The organism is Finegoldia sp. P2-F-LR (assembly GCF_052932265.1).
Genome location: NZ_JBRFJF010000009.1, coordinates 75,466 through 92,444, shown reverse-complemented (window position 1 = coordinate 92,444; position 16,979 = coordinate 75,466). Strand labels below are relative to the sequence as shown.

Sequence of the window (16,979 nt, the reverse complement as noted above, 5' to 3'; positions counted from 1 at the left end):
TCATCTCCTAATAATTAAGTTCAAATGTTTTTACTTGGTCTTTTAATTCGATTTTCACGTTGAAATCTTTAACCCATGTTCCAAATTCAAATCCGTTGTATTTAACTGATGCAACTCCGTTGTTGAAGTAAACGTCTCTTTTAATTGCTTTTTTAGTGTAAGACACTGTTACTTTTGCAGGTCCGTTGTACTTTTTACCATTTTTAGTTGCTTTGAATTCGATTGAGAATATTCCTGCTTTTCTTTCAGAAGGGTTGATTTCTGTTATTTGATATTCATCTTTATCAATTTTTTTGATTACGTTTAATTTGAATTTATTTGTTACGCCGTTTTTTGTAGTTGCAGTAATTGTTGTTGAGCCTTCTGCAACTGCTTTGATTGTTCCTTTTTCATTAACTGTAGCTATAGCTTCGTTATCTGATTTGTATGAAACTTCTTTTTCTAATGCATTTTCTGGGAATACAAATGTCTTTGAAGCCAAATCAAATGTATCTCCAACTTTTAATGTAGTAGATTTTACTGAGAAACCAATATTTTTAACTTCATAAGTGTCTTTTCCAACTAATGAATTGTTTACAACTCCGCCACCATTTGTATTAGTGTTAAGGTATTCAGAGTTTTCTCCTGTAGCTTGTAAGAATGGAATTCCTTCTACGCTGTGACCAGGTTCTACGATGTGAAGTTCAAAGTTTGATTTTGCATAACCATCTTTTGAAATTACTGTAATCATAACAGTTCCAGTTCTTAGTGGAATGATTGTTTTTCCAACGACTCTTGCCATGAATGCATTAGATGAGTAGATGAATACTTCTTTGTCTTTAACTTCGTTAGGTCTTACTACTGGGCTGATTGTTGTTGTTTTATTAATTGAGATGGCTCCCAAATTGCCTTCTTTAAATTCAATTTTTTCAGCTTTTATTTTTGGTCCAGTAATTTTTTCCATTGCTTCGTGAAGTTTCTTAACTTGTTCGTCTAATTCACCACATTTTACTGTGATTCTGAATTGCAAACCTACTGTTTTTGAAATTTCTTCACTTAATTCTCTTACGATAAATGAATTACCGAATTTTGTTCTTGAAGCACGTACTTTTTTAGCTTCTCCGATTTCTCTCCAAACTGCAGCTTTTTTGTATATAGTAGCTATATCATTTGGTCCTAAATCAGGATAAGCTAACAATTCTTGTTCTAATTTGTCAAATTGTTGGATGTAATCCATAATTTGTTGTTCACTAGCAAAAGGGTTAACAGCATATAATAATCCAGTAATTATATATTCTGTTATTTTAGTGTGAGCTGCTATAACTTTGTTAGATAGTTCTGTAGTTGCAAATCTAATTGCTCTACCAATTCTAATCATTAATTGAACTCTGACTGGAATTGTAGTTAAATCGTAGATTGTATTTTCTAATGCTCCTACTGCTCCTGCACTTCCTACTGCTTGGCGTTGTTTCATTTCAGCAATTTTGATTTCTTTGTCTAAGAAATCATGTGCTTCATAAAACTGATCCATAACTTCCTTGTACTTTTCATCAGCTGGTTCTATGTCTTCAACTGATTTTACAGCTTGTGTCAAACCTTCTTTTAATTCTGAGATTTCAAGTTTAGGTTCTTCTTGTTTCACTTCCAAAGAATCTGCGAAAACTTCACTCAAAGGTGCAACAGCTATAAAAGTCATAGCGAACACTAAAATCATTGCTAATGATTTTTTTAAATGTTTCATATTTCCCTCCTATGAACTAAATATTTTATTTAACAATCGGCATTATCCGTTATTGATTAAAACCCAAATTTAACTGTTTCTTTGTGGTCTCTAATAGTTATTGTAGCTTCGAAATCTTTTCTCCAAACTCCAAATTGTCCTCCATGGAATTTAGATTGTGCATGACCTGAGTTGAAATATATTGTTCGATTTAACTCTCTATTTCCGCTTTTTACTGTAAGTTTTGCAGGTCCAGAATAACCTCTGTCCCCTTCTTTTGCATCTATAAATACTTTAAATATACCTGCATGTCTTTTTGATGGAGCAAATTTTTCTACAGTAATTCCGCCTTTTTCTTTTGGTATTACAATTATTGTAATGCTTGTTTGTAATCCTTCTTTTGTTTTAATATCTAACTTTGTTCTTCCGATTTTTTTAGCAGTAATCACTGATTTTGAATCGATGTCAATTATGTCAGTGTTACTTATATTGAAATCAAAATTTCTTATAGCAGTTTGTGGATAAGTTAAAATTTTTGGATCCAAATTAAACTTATCGCCTTGTTTAATAGTCACTGATGGAACTGATACTCCCAAACTCCTTATAACTTTAGGATCTAGTTCTTGATTATCTATTGGTGGTTTAGGAGGAATAACTGGGATTTCTGTATTATCAGGATCTGTTTTTGGATCATAATCATTATCCCCTATGATCTCAATCATTTTTCTATCAGGAACTCTAATTCCCTCCGGAGCTACTAATAGATTAAACCTTTGTGTAATATTTCCATCGACTGTTTTTATCAAAATATTTGCATTACCAACATTTACTGGATAAACTGTTCCGTCGTTTTTTACAACTGCAACATTTTTATCCAATGACTCAAAAACAACTGGATCGTTGTTGAATTTTTCTGGTTGAACTGTCGCGTGAAGTTTTCCTTTTTTCTTGACGCTTATAAATCCTTGACTACCTTCTTTTACAGTGATTGAAGTTGGCTCTTCGATTACTTCATCAGGATCAACTTCTGGAACTGTATCTCTTGGAAGAACTTCTCCAGTAGTTCCGATAGCTTTTATACAAGCATTTGCGTTTTTAACTTCTTTAGTCAAATCAGTCCATTTGTCGCCTTGTGATGAAACATAAGATTGACCTTCTTGCGCTTTTGCTTTGGAAGCATAATCTGCAATCGGCATTTCAATAGGCATTGGATATTTGTAATTAGCAGCTGAAGAGTCCATGTATGCTACTATTGCAAATTTTTCGCCTTTTTTTACTTTGATTTGGGTAGTATCTAATGTGTAGTATCCTGGGTATTCAATCACACCGCTGCCGATTTCTTCTCTTTTAGCTGCTAAATCATCTGTAGATTGCAAATCTCTTACAATGTACAATCTGTATTGTGTATTCATCGCAACTGTGAACAAACCTGCTTGGTAAATTGTTTGATCTTCTTCTGATGTGAATACATTTGCTATGTAGCCTTGCATATTGTATCCAACACTTCTTGTTGCTCCGAAATCATCGTATTGTGAAATTACTGCATTAGGATCTTTTCTTTGAGGGATAAATACCGCATTGGATTTACCACAGAAACCATCGTAATATGATACATAATAGTAACCGCCATCCATAAAACTTGTTCCCCAGCTGTTTTTTACAATCCATGCGCCATCTCCAGGAGCTTTTGCTTGGAATAAATTTTTTGAAAAATTATCATCCCATCCTACAATAGTTCCTGCGTGGTCTGCTTTCCCGCTTCCTGGATTGTAATAACTTTTAGTTTCTTTCTTTTCGTAATATTTTTGAGAACTTAAAGTTGTGTACACTCCACCGTATTCCATAATAGCTTGTTTGATAACATTAGTTTCATTTGCATTGTGAACATCAGGTAGATAAATAACTTTATCCAAATCAAATGCTCTTTTGACATTTGTAGGTGAAACATTAATGTAAGCATCGTAAGGATCGTCTTTTTCTAAAATCGGACCTGTCCCTCTTGCAAGATATGATGTTGCAATATCTCTATTACCTCCATCATTTGGACCCCAATCGAATCCATGCAAATTTCTCATGTGTTTTTCACTAAAATCAAATTCTTTTCCAAATAATTTTAAATAAGACTCCATGGAACCATATGTCGCAAATGTCCAGCAAGAACCATTTTGTCCTTGATTTTTGACTGAGGAAACTCTGTTAGTTTTTCTCAAATCATATTTTGCTGGTAATGCTGCCCTAGAAGCTGAACGAACTGAATCGTAAGATGTCTTCAATGGAGAGATTAACAATTCGTCATCCTTGGAATTTTCTTTAAAACTATTTTCAACAGGACTTAATTCTAGTTTAGAATTTTTGTTTTCATCTGCAAACGTTGGACCAGTAACTAATATTGATGAAACTAGAACTGTTCCTAGTAGTAGACTCAGAATTTTTTTAATTTTCATAACGCCCTCCTATTGAAATATGCTACTAAATTAATAGTCTTAATAAATATGCTCCAATTCTTAGAATTATTTCTTAGAATTATTTTAAATATAGATATTTATTAATTTAGTTTTTGGTATTTGTTGAGTTTATTATATCACATAATTTCAAAAAATCTATATTATTAAGTAAATTTTACATTAATTATTTAAAAAATTACATTTTTTAAAATGGATTTTAACATACTACAGCATTAAATGATTAGAAATCACAATATCCCACTTTTTTATGAATTTATTAAGATATATATTTATTCTTCCAAAAGTAGTATAATATAGTTGTTAATTCTTAATAGTGTTAAGTATACTATTTTAACCCTGAATTAATATTTAAAATCATTGCAAGGAGTTGAATATGAAAAGAAAAAATTTATTGCTTTTTATTGCGGTTTTTACGTTGCAATCACTATTTTCTACAAGTTTTGCAGAAAGTCAAAGCAAATTCAAATTAAACGATGATTTAACTGTAAAAGAAATCGATTTTTCTGAAGCACCACGTAATCCAGCATTTAATAGGCAAAAGAGTAGTCCTAAAACTACTAAAAACTACGGTTCAAACGAAGATCCTTTCTTGGTTAATACAAACTACGATTTGTTTAATCAAAAGGAAGACATCCCAAGACAAAAGGCTTATGGAATTCCTGCAAACTACGATTTGCGTCAACACAACAGAGTTACTCCCGTAAAAGCTCAGGGACCAAACGGATCATGTTGGGCGTTTGCTACTTATGGTTCTGCAGAATCTAATATGCTCACGAATGGTCAATTCACAGATTTTTCTGAAAAACATTTGAGAAACACTCATGGTTTTGACTGGGCTCCTGATCAAGGTGGTACAAGAGCAGTAGCCGCAGCTTACTTAGCAAGATGGTCTGGCCCTGTTTGGGAAAAAGACGATCCTTATTCTGCTTATGATTTCAGCTCACCTTATAATTTACTTCCACAAAAAGAATTGAAGGAAGCTTTGTACATTCCAGATGTAAATAACAATCTAGATCGTGACAGATTAAAAAGAGCGATTATGAGATATGGTGCATCTTACACAACTATAAATGGAGACACAAATTATACCAATTTTTATTCTATGAGCCACTATAATCCTGGTTACGGTTGGCAAAACCACGCCGTAACTATAGTTGGATGGGATGATGATTATTCACGATACAATTTTGGCATAACTCCTCCTGGTGATGGAGCGTGGCTTGTAAAAAATAGTTGGGGTGATCGTTGGGGAAATCAAGGCGGATATTATCATGTATCATATTATGATGCACACGTTGCAAAAGGAAATTGCATTTTTGTTTTGAAAAATAAAGATAGAAATAAATCTATCTGGTATTATGATGATTTGGGAATGACTGATAGTATTGGTTACAATCAAACTGGTTGGTTTTCAAATATTTTTGGTCCTGTAAGTAGAACAAGCCAAATCGACGAGGTAGGCTTCTTCGTTCCATCAAACGGTGCGCAATACGAAATTTATGTAAATACAAATATCGGCGGAAATAGTGGTTTCAATGATAAAGTTTTGGTTGCACGTGGAACTGTGGAAAACGCAGGATATACAACTGTCAAATTCAATCCACAAAAAATAAATGCAGGAGCTTATTTTGCACCAATTGTAAAACTTACAACTCCTGGTTACAGCTACCCTATTCCAATTGAATCTATGATTTACGGATATTCTTCAAGAGCAAGAGCTGGATACAACCAATCATTTATTTCTAACGATGGATATAATTGGTCTGATTTGGCGAGAAACAGAGCAAACGCAAATGTATGCTTGAAAGCTTTTACAAAACCTTATTCAGGAACCAATATCGATCCAACACCAGAGCCTGATCCAGTGGATCCTACTCCTCAACCAGATGTTCCTGAACCTGATCAAGAAATTAGAGTAAATAAAATTGCGGTATCTGAAGACAATATTACTTTAAGAGAAGGAGAAGATTCTCAAATCAATACAAAAGTTTATCCAGAAAATGCGACAAACAAGGAATTGATGTGGTCATCCTCTAATACAAATGTGTGTGCTGTAGATAATTCTGGATTAATAAGAGCTTTAAGTCCCGGACAATGTTATGTAACTGTTAAGTCTGCAGACAACCCTAGAATTTTGCAATACATCAGAGTTAACGTACTAGAAAACGAAAAGCCAAATATTGATGATAGTGTTGACAAGGATGTTAAAGTTCAAAACATTATAATTTATCCTTCCTATAAAAAAACCAAAGTAGGAGATAAGTTCAGAATAGACACTAGGATATTACCATCAAATGCGAAAAATCCTCAAATAACTTTGGAAAGTTCAGACGAAAACATTGCATCAGTAGATAATGCTATGGTTGTATGTAAAAATCCAGGTAAAGTTAAAATAATTGCAAAATCAACTGATGGTTCAAACGTTTCAAACTTTGCTGCAATTTATGTAGAAGGCGACAGTCCAGAAAGCAAAAATGCTGTAAATATCAAATCAAATGTTTACAGAAACTCAATATCTATCGGTAATAACGATAATATTTCTGCTGTAGTAACAGACTCCAATAAAAGAAATATTAAGGGTGCTAAGGTAAAATTCACTATCAATAAGCCATCTAAGAAAATTATAGAAAAAGAATTGACTACAAACTATCGCGGTCAAACAATTTTATATTTAAAGGCGAATGAATTAGATGAAGCTGGCACTTATAGCGTGAACATATTGGCTTCTGATTCTAAAGGAAACACAAACGAAGATAATGTAAGTTTTGAAGTAAAAGATAACAGAGTTTCTTTTGAAACAAAAGTGGATTTAGATAGTCCTGAAATTCAGTTAAATCAAGCATCAATGATAACTGTAAATTGCAAAAATAATACTTCAAGAATTTCAGGTGCTGATGTCGTACTAAGTATAACTGATGAAAATGACAACAAAGAAGAAAAAACATTTAAAACAGATAGATACGGTAATAGCTACTATACATTTAGACCACAAAAAGCTGGAAGATATTACATTGAAGCCACTGTTTCGAAAAATGGATACAAAAATTCTTCTGCAAATGCAACTTTAATCGTCAAAGAATCAGAAACAAAACCTGAGACAAAACAAACCGTAAAATTAAAATTTGAAGCTGATAAAACTTCATATAATCTTACAGATACAGCTAACATTAATATATTTGCATCAGATAAAAACGGCAAGAAACTCTCTAATTTAAAATTATATCTAAGAATTAGAAATCAAAAAGGATTCGACCAAACAATAACTAAAACTACTGATTCAAATGGAGTTGCAAAGATGTTCATAAAACAACAAACTGGAACTTCACCTACAGAATTTACAATAATAGCTTGGCCGGAATCAGATTCAAACAATACGTTTGATTTCAGCGTTTCATTTGGTAATTCAGACAAACTAGAAATAAATTCTATTTACAGTCCGTATAATATATATACGAAATATAACAAGAATTATGTGGTTCACAATTACATTAGAAACATTAGATAAAAATAACCGCCCTTTATCATATGATGTGTACCCATAAAACTGGACAAACCAGTAAGGAGGGTACATATCACATATTGATAAAGGGCGGTTTTTTTAATTATTCAAATAATTTTTCAAGAATTCTTTGACTCTTTCTTGTTTTGGATTTGTAAACATTGTATGCGGATCTGTATCTTCGATAATGTAGCCTTCATTCATGAAACAAACTCTAGTGGAAACATCTCTTGCAAATTGCATTTCATGTGTTACAACTACCATTGTCATTCCAGTTTCAGCAAGCTTTGACATTACTTTTAATACATCATTAACCATTTCAGGATCCAGCGCAGATGTTGGTTCGTCAAACAACAAAACTTCTGGATTCATGCACAATGCTCTTGCAATGGCAACTCTTTGTTTTTGTCCGCCAGATAGCATGCTTGGTTTTTTGTGGGCATGTTCAATCATTCCTACAAGTTCTAAATATTTTTTAGCTTCTTTAACAGCCGATTCCTTGTCTCTATTCAAAACTTTGATTTGAGCGACAGTGCAATTATCCATTACACTCATGTTTTCAAACAAATAAAATTGTTGAAATACCATACCTACTTTAGATCTGAATTTATTTTGATTAAATTTGGAAGAAAGTATGGATTCTCCATGATATAAAATATCTCCACCTGTTGGTTTTTCAAGTAAATTGATGCATCTTAACATAGTAGACTTACCAGAACCTGATGATCCGATTATAGATAGAACTTCTCCTTTTGATATCGTAAAGTTGATATCTTTTAGAACTTCTACTCCATTGTAACTTTTTTTCAAATGTTGTAACTCTATTATTTTATTTTCCATTGAACATTCCTCCAGTTGTAGCTTCCATTACGTATTCTCTGTTATTTGATTTCTTTTCAATAAATAATAAAAGTCTAGTCAAAGAGAATGTCAACACGAAATAAATAATGCAAGTAACTGCATAAGTTTCAAATATATTATAAGTTGAGCCTGCAATTGATTTAGATACGAAGAATAATTCTGTAACACTGATTACGTTCAATACCGATGTATCCTTAATGTTAATTACAAACTCATTTCCTATAGAAGGCAAAATATTTTTGATTGCTTGTGGCAATATTACATTAATCATGGATTGACCGTGTGTCATTCCCAAAGCCTTACAAGCCTCCATTTGTCCGACATCGACAGAATTAATTCCACCACGTACAACTTCTGACAAATAAGCTCCTGTGTTGACACTAACAATGAACAAAGCTGCACTAATTGGCGCCATATCAATTCCAAGATATAATTTGGCTCCAAAATAAATCAACATTGATTGTACCATCATTGGTGTTCCTCTGAATATTTCAACATAACAAGCTAGAATAAAATTGATAACTTTGTGAAGATAATAAGTGAATTTGTTTTTATCTTTATCTAGTTTCATATTTCTAATAACTGCAACAAGTATTCCGATTAGAAATCCAATAATTGTCGATACACTGGCTATAAACAATGTCATCAAAGCCCCTTTTAAGAAAAGTGATCCGTATTCATTAAAAATGCTTTTTACTTTTGATAAGAATCCTTGTGGTTGGTCTTTTTCTACGTTCAATCTTACCATTTCCTGCATCAACTTATCTCTTTCTTCTGGACTTATTTTCTTCAAAGCTCCGTTGATTTTTTCTGTCAAATCAGAATTTTTCTTCACACCGATTGCAATTGATGTATCTTCAGCTGATGTTTCAAATCCCGAACCTTTTTCAAATTCAATGTATGAAAGCTCAGCATTAGATGCTTTTGCACTTAATGCTTGTGGTTTTTCTGCGACATATCCGTCTATCTTCTCTGCCAAAACTGCAGACAGCATTGATGGAAAACTTTCCATTGCTGGTAGTTTGTCGCAATCTTTGATTTGATCAATTACTGTATAGTGGAATGTGTTCAATTGACCAGTAATTTTAAAGTCTTTTAAATCATTTAATGATTTTGCTTTGATATATTTACTATCTTTTTTTGTTACAATTACCAAATCAGAACTATAATAAGTATCTGAGAAATCAATTTGTTCTTTTCTTTCTTTTGTTGGACTCATTCCTGCAATTATCGCATCAACTTTTCCGCTCATAACTGCCGGTGCAAGTCCGTCCCACTCCATTTTTACTACAACTAATTTCTTGCCCAAACTGTCGGCGATTTTTCTAGCTATTTGCAAGTCGTATCCGTTTGCATATTCACCTTTGCTGTTTTCAATAGGATAGGCTCCATTTTCATCTGTCGATTGTGACCAGTTAAACGGTGCGTAGTTCCCCTCCATTCCTATTACAAATGTATCTTTTTCTGCAAAAGATTCGGTGTCAATGAAAACAAACATCATCATTAGTATCATAAGTACGCTGATGAGTTTTCTGGTAAAGTTTTTCATTTACTCCCCCTTTTAATATTCGATATCCATTAAATACAATCCACAAGGTTCAATCGTGATTCCCGCAGACTGTCTGTCTTTGTTTTCCAAAGCATTTTTAAGCCATTCTATGCTTTTTCTCCCTCTGGCTACATCAACCATGCTTCCAACCAAAATTCTAACCATATTCCTAAGAAAGCTTTCCGCCTTAAATGTAAATACAATATCGTCGTCTATTCTTTCGATTGTAATTTCATCAATAGTTCTAATTGGATTGGTATCTTCTTCCAAATCATTAACGAATGATGTAAAATCATGTTTTCCAATGAGCATATCTCTGCATTTTAGCAACAAATCAAAATCTAAGTAGTATTTTCGGTGACCTTTATAATCATTAAACCAAGGCTCCATATAGTATTTGTTGCATAAAATGTATTTATATGTCTTTGATTTTGCACTAAATCTCGCATGAAAATCCAAATCCACTTCTTCTGATTTTACTATGACAATTGAATCACTCGTGAAGTGGTTGACTCCCATTAGAAATTGGTTTGCTGAAATATCTGTGTCAACAATGAAATTACATACTTGACCTTTTGCATGAACTCCTTTGTCAGTTCTTCCAGCTCCATTTATTTTGACTGGTTGATGAACCATTTTTGTCACTGCTTTTTCTATTTCTAATTGTACGGATGGCAAATGATTCAACTTCTGCCATCCGTAAAATTTTGAACCGTCATATTGAACTGTCAATTTTATGTTTTTCATATTATCCTACTCACAATAATTAAAATGAATAATAAAATAATAACAGCATAAGCTATAAAATCTCGCTTTTGATAGGATAATTCATTCAGCCTTGTCCTTCCTTTTCCTCCACGATAACATCTAGCTTCCATGGCTACTGCAAGTTCTCCTGCTATTTTTAAAGCATTTATAAATAGTGGAACTAGAAGTGGTACGAGGTTTTTAGCTCTCTTGATTATATTTCCCGATTCAAAATCTGCGCCTCTAGCCATTTGAGCTTTCATTATTTTGTCTGTTTCTTCAAATAGTGTCGGAATAAACCTAAGTGCTATTGTCATCATCATTGCAAATTGATGAGCAGGAAATCCTATTTTAGCAAAAGGATGAAGCATTTTTTCCATAGCATCTGTCAATTCAATAGGTGATGTTGTCAATGTCAATAAACTTGTACCTAAAACCAAAAAAATCAATCTAAATGCCATAAAAAATCCCAAGTTCAATCCTGATTTCGTAACAGTAAATATTTTCCATTTCCAAACAACTTCACCCGGCGTCATCAATACGTTAAGTATAAATGTCAACAAAATAATTGGGAGAAGTGGTTTCACTCCTTTGAATACAAATTTCGGTTTTATTTTCGAAATTTTGATTATAGTTATTAAGAATACCAATACTGGTGCATATACCCAAAGTTTACTTATAAGAAATATAGCAATAATATACAAAAACACAAAAGTGACTTTGACTCTTGGATCAAGCTTGTGAATTATACTATCAGATGCAAAATATTGACCAATTGTTATATCTTTAATCATGATTTTGCCTCCATAGCATTTTTGATGCTTTCATAAGCTTGCTCAACATTCAAGCAATCTGTTTTTAAATCTATTCCCTTTTCTTTCAATCTTCTCACAACTTGTGTAGATTGTGGAATACTAAGTCCAATTTCTTGTAGCTCTTTTTCTTTACTAAACACAACTTCTGGTTTATCGTCCATAAAGATCTGACTTTTATCGATAACAATTACTCTGTTACAAAGTTTTGCGATATCTTCCATGCTATGGCTGACTAAAATGACTGTCATATCTTCTCTTTCAAAAAGTTGTTTTATTTGATTTAAAATCATATCTCTTCCCAATGGATCAAGACCTGCAGTTGGCTCATCTAATACCAAAAACTTTGGCTTCATCGCCAAAACACCTGCAATTGCAACTCTTCTTTTTTGTCCTCCGGATAATTCGAATGGTGATTTTTCTTTCATGTGATCTACATCCAAACCAACAGCATCGCAAGCCCACTCTACACGTTCTTTGATTTCTTTATCTGTAAGTCCCAAATTCTTCGGTCCAAATTCAATATCTTTGTAACAAGTTTCTTCAAATAGTTGATACTCTGGATATTGAAATACTAATCCGACATTTTTTCTTATATCTGTTTTAACTTTTGTCTTTGTCGATATACCGTCAACTAAAACATCGCCACCTGTTGGTTCCAATAATCCATTCAAATGTTGTGCGAGTGTTGATTTACCGCTTCCAGTGTGTCCTATAATTCCAATAAATTCTCCGAGATTTATGTCTAAATTGATATCTTTGAGGGCTACTTTTTCAAATGGATTTGATTTGTTATAAATATGTTCTAAATTTTTGCATTCTATCTTCATATCTATCACCTAACACCCTCCAAAGCTTCAACTAGTTCGTCTACAGTAAGAACATCAGCTCTCACATTTATATTTGATTTATTTAAAAGATAGCTTATTTCTGTAGGCTCTGGAACATCTAGTCCAATTTCTTTCATTTGTACAACATTTGAGAAAACTTCCCTAGGAGTTCCTTCTAGAACTACATTTCCCTCATTGATCACGATTATTCTGTCTGCATTTACACATTCTTCCATGTAATGAGTAATATGGATTATAGTTTTGCCCATTTCTCTTAGTTTCAACACAGTATCTAAGATGTCTTTTCGTCCTTGTGGATCGAGCATTGCTGTCGGCTCATCCATTAGCAAACACTTTGGATTCATTGCTAGTATACCTGCAATTGCAATTCTTTGTTTTTGACCGCCAGATAATAGCGCTGGTGAATGTCTCTTGTACTCACTCATTCCCACAAGTTCAAGGCATTCATCTACTCTTTTTCTAAGTTCTTCTCTTGGTACTCCCAAGTTTTCGGGACCAAATGCAACGTCCTCTTCAACAATTGTCGCTACCAATTGATTGTCAGGATTTTGGAACACCATCCCGCACATTTCACGAATATTCCACAAATTATCGTCATCTTTTGTATTCATATTCCCAACTAAGATATCACCTTCTGTTGGAATATATTGAGCATTAATGAGTTTTGCTAATGTAGACTTTCCAGACCCGTTATGACCTAATACGCAGATGAATTCTCCTTCTTTAATATCTATGTTTAAGTTTTTTAATACTTTTTTTGATGAACCTTCATATTGAAAACTTAAGTTTTTTATTTCTATGATGTTTGTATCCTTTTTCATCAAAACTCCTCAATTTTATAAAAAAAGGGATGCGAATTCACATCCCTTAATTCTTAAATATTATTTATCTTCATCTTGTAATGATTCGTAATTTCCAGATTTTACTGTAGATTCTTCCTCTACTTCAGATTCATTTATTTCTTGTGCTTTTTCAGCTTCAATCATATCTTCTTCAGCTTTACCGTCATAATCTACTTCAATTCTGTCATATTTTGCTATTCCTGTACCGGCAGGTATTAGTTTACCAATTATTACATTTTCTTTTAAGCCTATTAAGTGATCAACTTTTCCTTTAATAGATGTTTCTGTTAATACTCTTGTAGTTTCTTGGAATGATGCTGCAGATAAGAAACTTTCAGTTGCAAGTGATGCTTTTGTGATACCCATTAACGAATGAGTTCCTGTTGCAGGAGTTTTTCCTTCTTTGACAAGTTGTTCATTAGTCATCTTGAAATCTCTCGCATCTACTACACTACCTGATAAGAATCCTGAATCTCCGCTTTCTTCGATTTTAATTTTGCTCATCATTTGTCTGATTATAATTTCAATGTGCTTATCGTCAATGTCTACACCTTGTAATCTGTAAACTTTTTGAACTTCTCTAATTATATAATCACGAACGCCTTCAGCCCCGTTAACTCTAAGAATATCTTGTGGGTTGATTGAACCTTCTGTTAATGGTTCTCCCTTTTCAACATGATCTCCTTCGTTAACTTTAATGTGAGCGCCGTATGGAATTTGATAAACTTTTTCTTCGCCGTCTTCAGCAGTTACGATAACATCATTTCTCTTTTTGTTTTCTTGGATTTTTACAGTACCTTCTATTTCAGTAATGTAAGCAAGTCCTTTTGGTTTACGAGCTTCAAATAACTCTTCAACTCTAGGAAGACCGGATGTGATTCCTACTCCAGCGATACCACCTGAGTGGAAAGTTCTCATTGTCAACTGTGTACCCGGTTCACCTATTGATTGTGCTGCGATTATACCAACTGCTTCGCCAATGTTTACAGGCTTACCAGTAGCTAAGTTTCTACCGTAGCATTTAGCACAAACACCGTGTTTCATCTTACATCCAAGAACACTTCTTACCTTAACTTCTTTGATACCTTGTGATTCTATTCTTTCAGCAATAGCTTCATTGATCATATCATTTTTATGAACGATGATTTCTCCAGTATCCAAATCGAGAATATCTTCGAATGCGTATCTACCAATAATTCTAGATTTCAAATCTTCAACTTGTCTGTTGCCGTCTTTGATTTCTTTTGCAACAATATATTCATCAGTACCACAATCATCTTCAGTTATGATTACATCTTGTGATACATCTACAAGTCTTCTTGTCAAATATCCTGAGTCTGCAGTTCTAAGAGCGGTATCTGATAGACCTTTTCTTGAACCGTGAGTGGAAATAAAGAATTCTTGTACTGAAAGACCTTCACGGAAGTTTGATGTGATAGGAATTTCGATAGTGTTACCAGCAGTATCTGACATAAGACCACGCATACCACCTAATTGTCTGATTTGGTTTTCACTACCACGGGCTCCAGAAACGGCCATTATATTCAAGTTGTTATCAGCAGGAAGGTTTGTCATCAACGCTTTAGTTACATCTTTAATACATTGTTCCCAAATTTCGATAACTTTCTTATATCTTTCTTCGTTTGTAATATCCCCTTGAAGGTATATATCTTGAACCATATCAATTCTTTGTTCAGCTTGTTCGATGATAACTTTTTTCGAATCAGGAATTGTAATATCTCCCATTGATATTGTCAAAGCACCAATTGTAGAATACTTGTATCCCATAGATTTGATGTAATCTAACAATTCAGCAGTTCTGATGTTTCCGTATTTTCTGAAAGTTAAATCGATGATTTTAGATAGCATTTTCTTGTCAACTTGCAAATCAACTTCAAGTGAATATGGATCTTCTTCTCTGTTTACCATACCCAAGTCTTGAGGGATTCCTTCGTTGAAGATAAATCTACCAACAGTGCTTTTTACAATTTTGCTTGTTCCATCGTTATTCACACTGTTTCGTCTAACTTTTACTATTGTTTGTAAAGTTACATAATGCATAGCATACGCTAACATCATTTCATCTATATCTTTGAAGATTAAGCCTTCTCCTTTTTGACGCTCTTTTCTAGTAGTCATGTAGAATGAACCCAATACCATATCTTGTGAAGGAGTTGTGATTGGCTTACCATCTTTTGGTGCAAGAATGTTGTTTGTACTTAACATCAAAAGTCTAGCTTCTGCTTGTGCTTCTGGAGATAGTGGCAAATGGACTGCCATTTGGTCACCGTCAAAGTCCGCATTGTATGCAGTACATACTAATGGGTGAAGTTTGATAGCTTTTCCTTCAACTAATATTGGTTCAAATGCTTGAATACCAAGTCTGTGCAATGTCGGTGCACGGTTTAATAATACTGGATGATCGACTATAATATCTTCCAAGACATCCCACACTCTGTCGTTTTCTCTTTCAACTAATTTCTTAGCATTTTTAACGTTATGTGAAATTTCTCTTTTAACTAATTCTCTAATTACAAATGGTTTGAATAATTCAAGAGCCATTTTCTTAGGAAGACCGCATTGATAGAATTTCAAGTTTGGTCCGATAACTATTACTGAACGACCAGAATAGTCAACTCTCTTACCTAACAAGTTTTGTCTGAAACGACCAGATTTACCTTTAAGCATATCTGACAAACTCTTTAATGGTCTATTACCAGGTCCTGTTACAGGTTTACCACGTCTACCATTGTCGATAAGAGCATCTACTGCTTCTTGAAGCATTCTTTTTTCGTTTCTTACAATGATTTCAGGAGATCCAATATCCAATAATCTTTTTAGACGATTGTTTCTATTAATTACTCTTCTATACAAATCATTCAAATCACTTGTAGCAAATCTTCCACCTTCAAGTTGTACCATTGGTCTGATATCTGGTGGAATTACTGGAATTACATCCATAATCATCCATGAAGGATCATTTTTTGATTCAATGAATGCTTCTACAACTTCAAGTCTTCTTAAAATTCTAACTTTCTTTTGTCCAGTTGCGCCTTCGAAATTTTCAGTTAAATTTTTGTATTCTTCTTGTAAGTCTATTTTTTGAAGAAGTTCTTTGATTGCTTCAGCTCCCATTTTGGCTCTGAAATCAACATCTTCTTCGTACTTATCACAGTATTCTTCGTATTCTTGTTCAGTTAATAATTGTTTTTCGTATAAATCAGTTTTACCTGGATCTATTACTACAAATGATGCAAAATAAAGAACTTTTTCAAGTGCTCTAGGACTCATATCCAATAACAATCCCATACGTGATGGAATTCCTTTGAAATACCAGATATGACTTACAGGAGTCGCAAGTTCAATGTGGCCCATTCTTTCACGTCTAACTTTTGATTTAGTAACTTCTACACCACATTTTTCGCATACAATACCCTTGTATCTTATTCTTTTGTATTTACCACAATTACATTCGTAATCTTTTGTAGGTCCAAATATTTTTTCACAGAATAAACCTTCTTTTTCAGGTTTTAGTGTTCTATAATTTATAGTTTCTGGTTTTTTAACTTCTCCCCAAGACCATTGTCTGATTTTATCTGGTGAAGCCAAACCAATTTTCATAGCTTCAAAAGTATTTTTTTGTACCAAGGAGCC

Annotated in this window: 10 protein-coding genes; 1 reads left to right on the top strand and 9 read right to left on the bottom strand. The window is 33.3% G+C overall.

All coding sequences use genetic code 11. From position 1 onward, the window contains the following. Window positions 1-7 precede the first annotated feature (7 nt). Window positions 8-1,720: a CAMP factor family pore-forming toxin gene (locus ACU68W_RS06795; RefSeq protein WP_094223635.1), complete on the bottom strand. Its 1,713-nt coding sequence runs from the start codon at window positions 1,718-1,720 to the stop codon at window positions 8-10. Between the two features lie 56 nt (window positions 1,721-1,776). After that, window positions 1,777-4,143, bottom strand: coding sequence for a lectin like domain-containing protein (locus ACU68W_RS06790; RefSeq protein ID WP_446756315.1), 2,367 nt, complete (start codon window positions 4,141-4,143; stop codon window positions 1,777-1,779). A 394-nt stretch (window positions 4,144-4,537) separates the two neighbouring features. On the opposite strand from ACU68W_RS06790, the gene ACU68W_RS06785 reads away from it, so the two are divergent. After that, a complete protein-coding gene (locus ACU68W_RS06785; RefSeq protein WP_094223637.1) occupies window positions 4,538-7,669 on the top strand; it encodes a lectin like domain-containing protein in 3,132 nt (1,043 codons plus the stop codon). 93 nt (window positions 7,670-7,762) lie between these two features. On the opposite strand, the gene ACU68W_RS06780 is transcribed toward ACU68W_RS06785, so the two are convergent. From ACU68W_RS06780 to rpoC, 7 genes are read right to left on the bottom strand one after another with little or no spacing between them, the layout of a single operon-like run. Then, on the bottom strand, window positions 7,763-8,503 hold the full coding sequence (locus ACU68W_RS06780; RefSeq protein WP_094205984.1) for an amino acid ABC transporter ATP-binding protein: 741 nt from the start codon (window positions 8,501-8,503) through the stop codon (window positions 7,763-7,765). Beyond that, window positions 8,493-10,073, bottom strand: a complete 1,581-nt coding sequence (locus ACU68W_RS06775; protein ID WP_094223638.1) for an ABC transporter permease subunit — start codon at window positions 10,071-10,073, stop codon at window positions 8,493-8,495. Before ACU68W_RS06775 ends, ACU68W_RS06780 begins: the two co-directional genes overlap by 11 nt. A gap of 12 nt (window positions 10,074-10,085) precedes the next feature. Continuing rightward, the gene (truA, locus tag ACU68W_RS06770; RefSeq protein WP_094223639.1) at window positions 10,086-10,820 is read right to left on the bottom strand and encodes a tRNA pseudouridine(38-40) synthase TruA; all 735 of its coding nucleotides are present in this window, start codon (window positions 10,818-10,820) and stop codon (window positions 10,086-10,088) included. Continuing rightward, complete coding sequence (locus ACU68W_RS06765; RefSeq protein WP_094223640.1) at window positions 10,817-11,614, bottom strand: energy-coupling factor transporter transmembrane component T family protein; 798 nt, start codon at window positions 11,612-11,614, stop codon at window positions 10,817-10,819. The genes truA and ACU68W_RS06765 overlap by 4 nt, the downstream gene beginning before the upstream one ends. Next, window positions 11,611-12,462 (bottom strand): energy-coupling factor transporter ATPase, encoded by an 852-nt coding sequence (locus ACU68W_RS06760; protein WP_094223664.1) that lies wholly within the window; start codon window positions 12,460-12,462, stop codon window positions 11,611-11,613. The genes ACU68W_RS06765 and ACU68W_RS06760 overlap by 4 nt, the downstream gene beginning before the upstream one ends. Before the next feature lie 5 nt (window positions 12,463-12,467). After that, window positions 12,468-13,304, bottom strand: a complete 837-nt coding sequence (locus tag ACU68W_RS06755; RefSeq protein ID WP_094208858.1) for an energy-coupling factor transporter ATPase — start codon at window positions 13,302-13,304, stop codon at window positions 12,468-12,470. A 60-nt stretch (window positions 13,305-13,364) separates the two neighbouring features. Next, window positions 13,365-16,973: a DNA-directed RNA polymerase subunit beta' gene (rpoC, locus tag ACU68W_RS06750; RefSeq protein WP_094223641.1), complete on the bottom strand. Its 3,609-nt coding sequence runs from the start codon at window positions 16,971-16,973 to the stop codon at window positions 13,365-13,367. Between the last annotated feature and the right edge of the window lie 6 nt (window positions 16,974-16,979).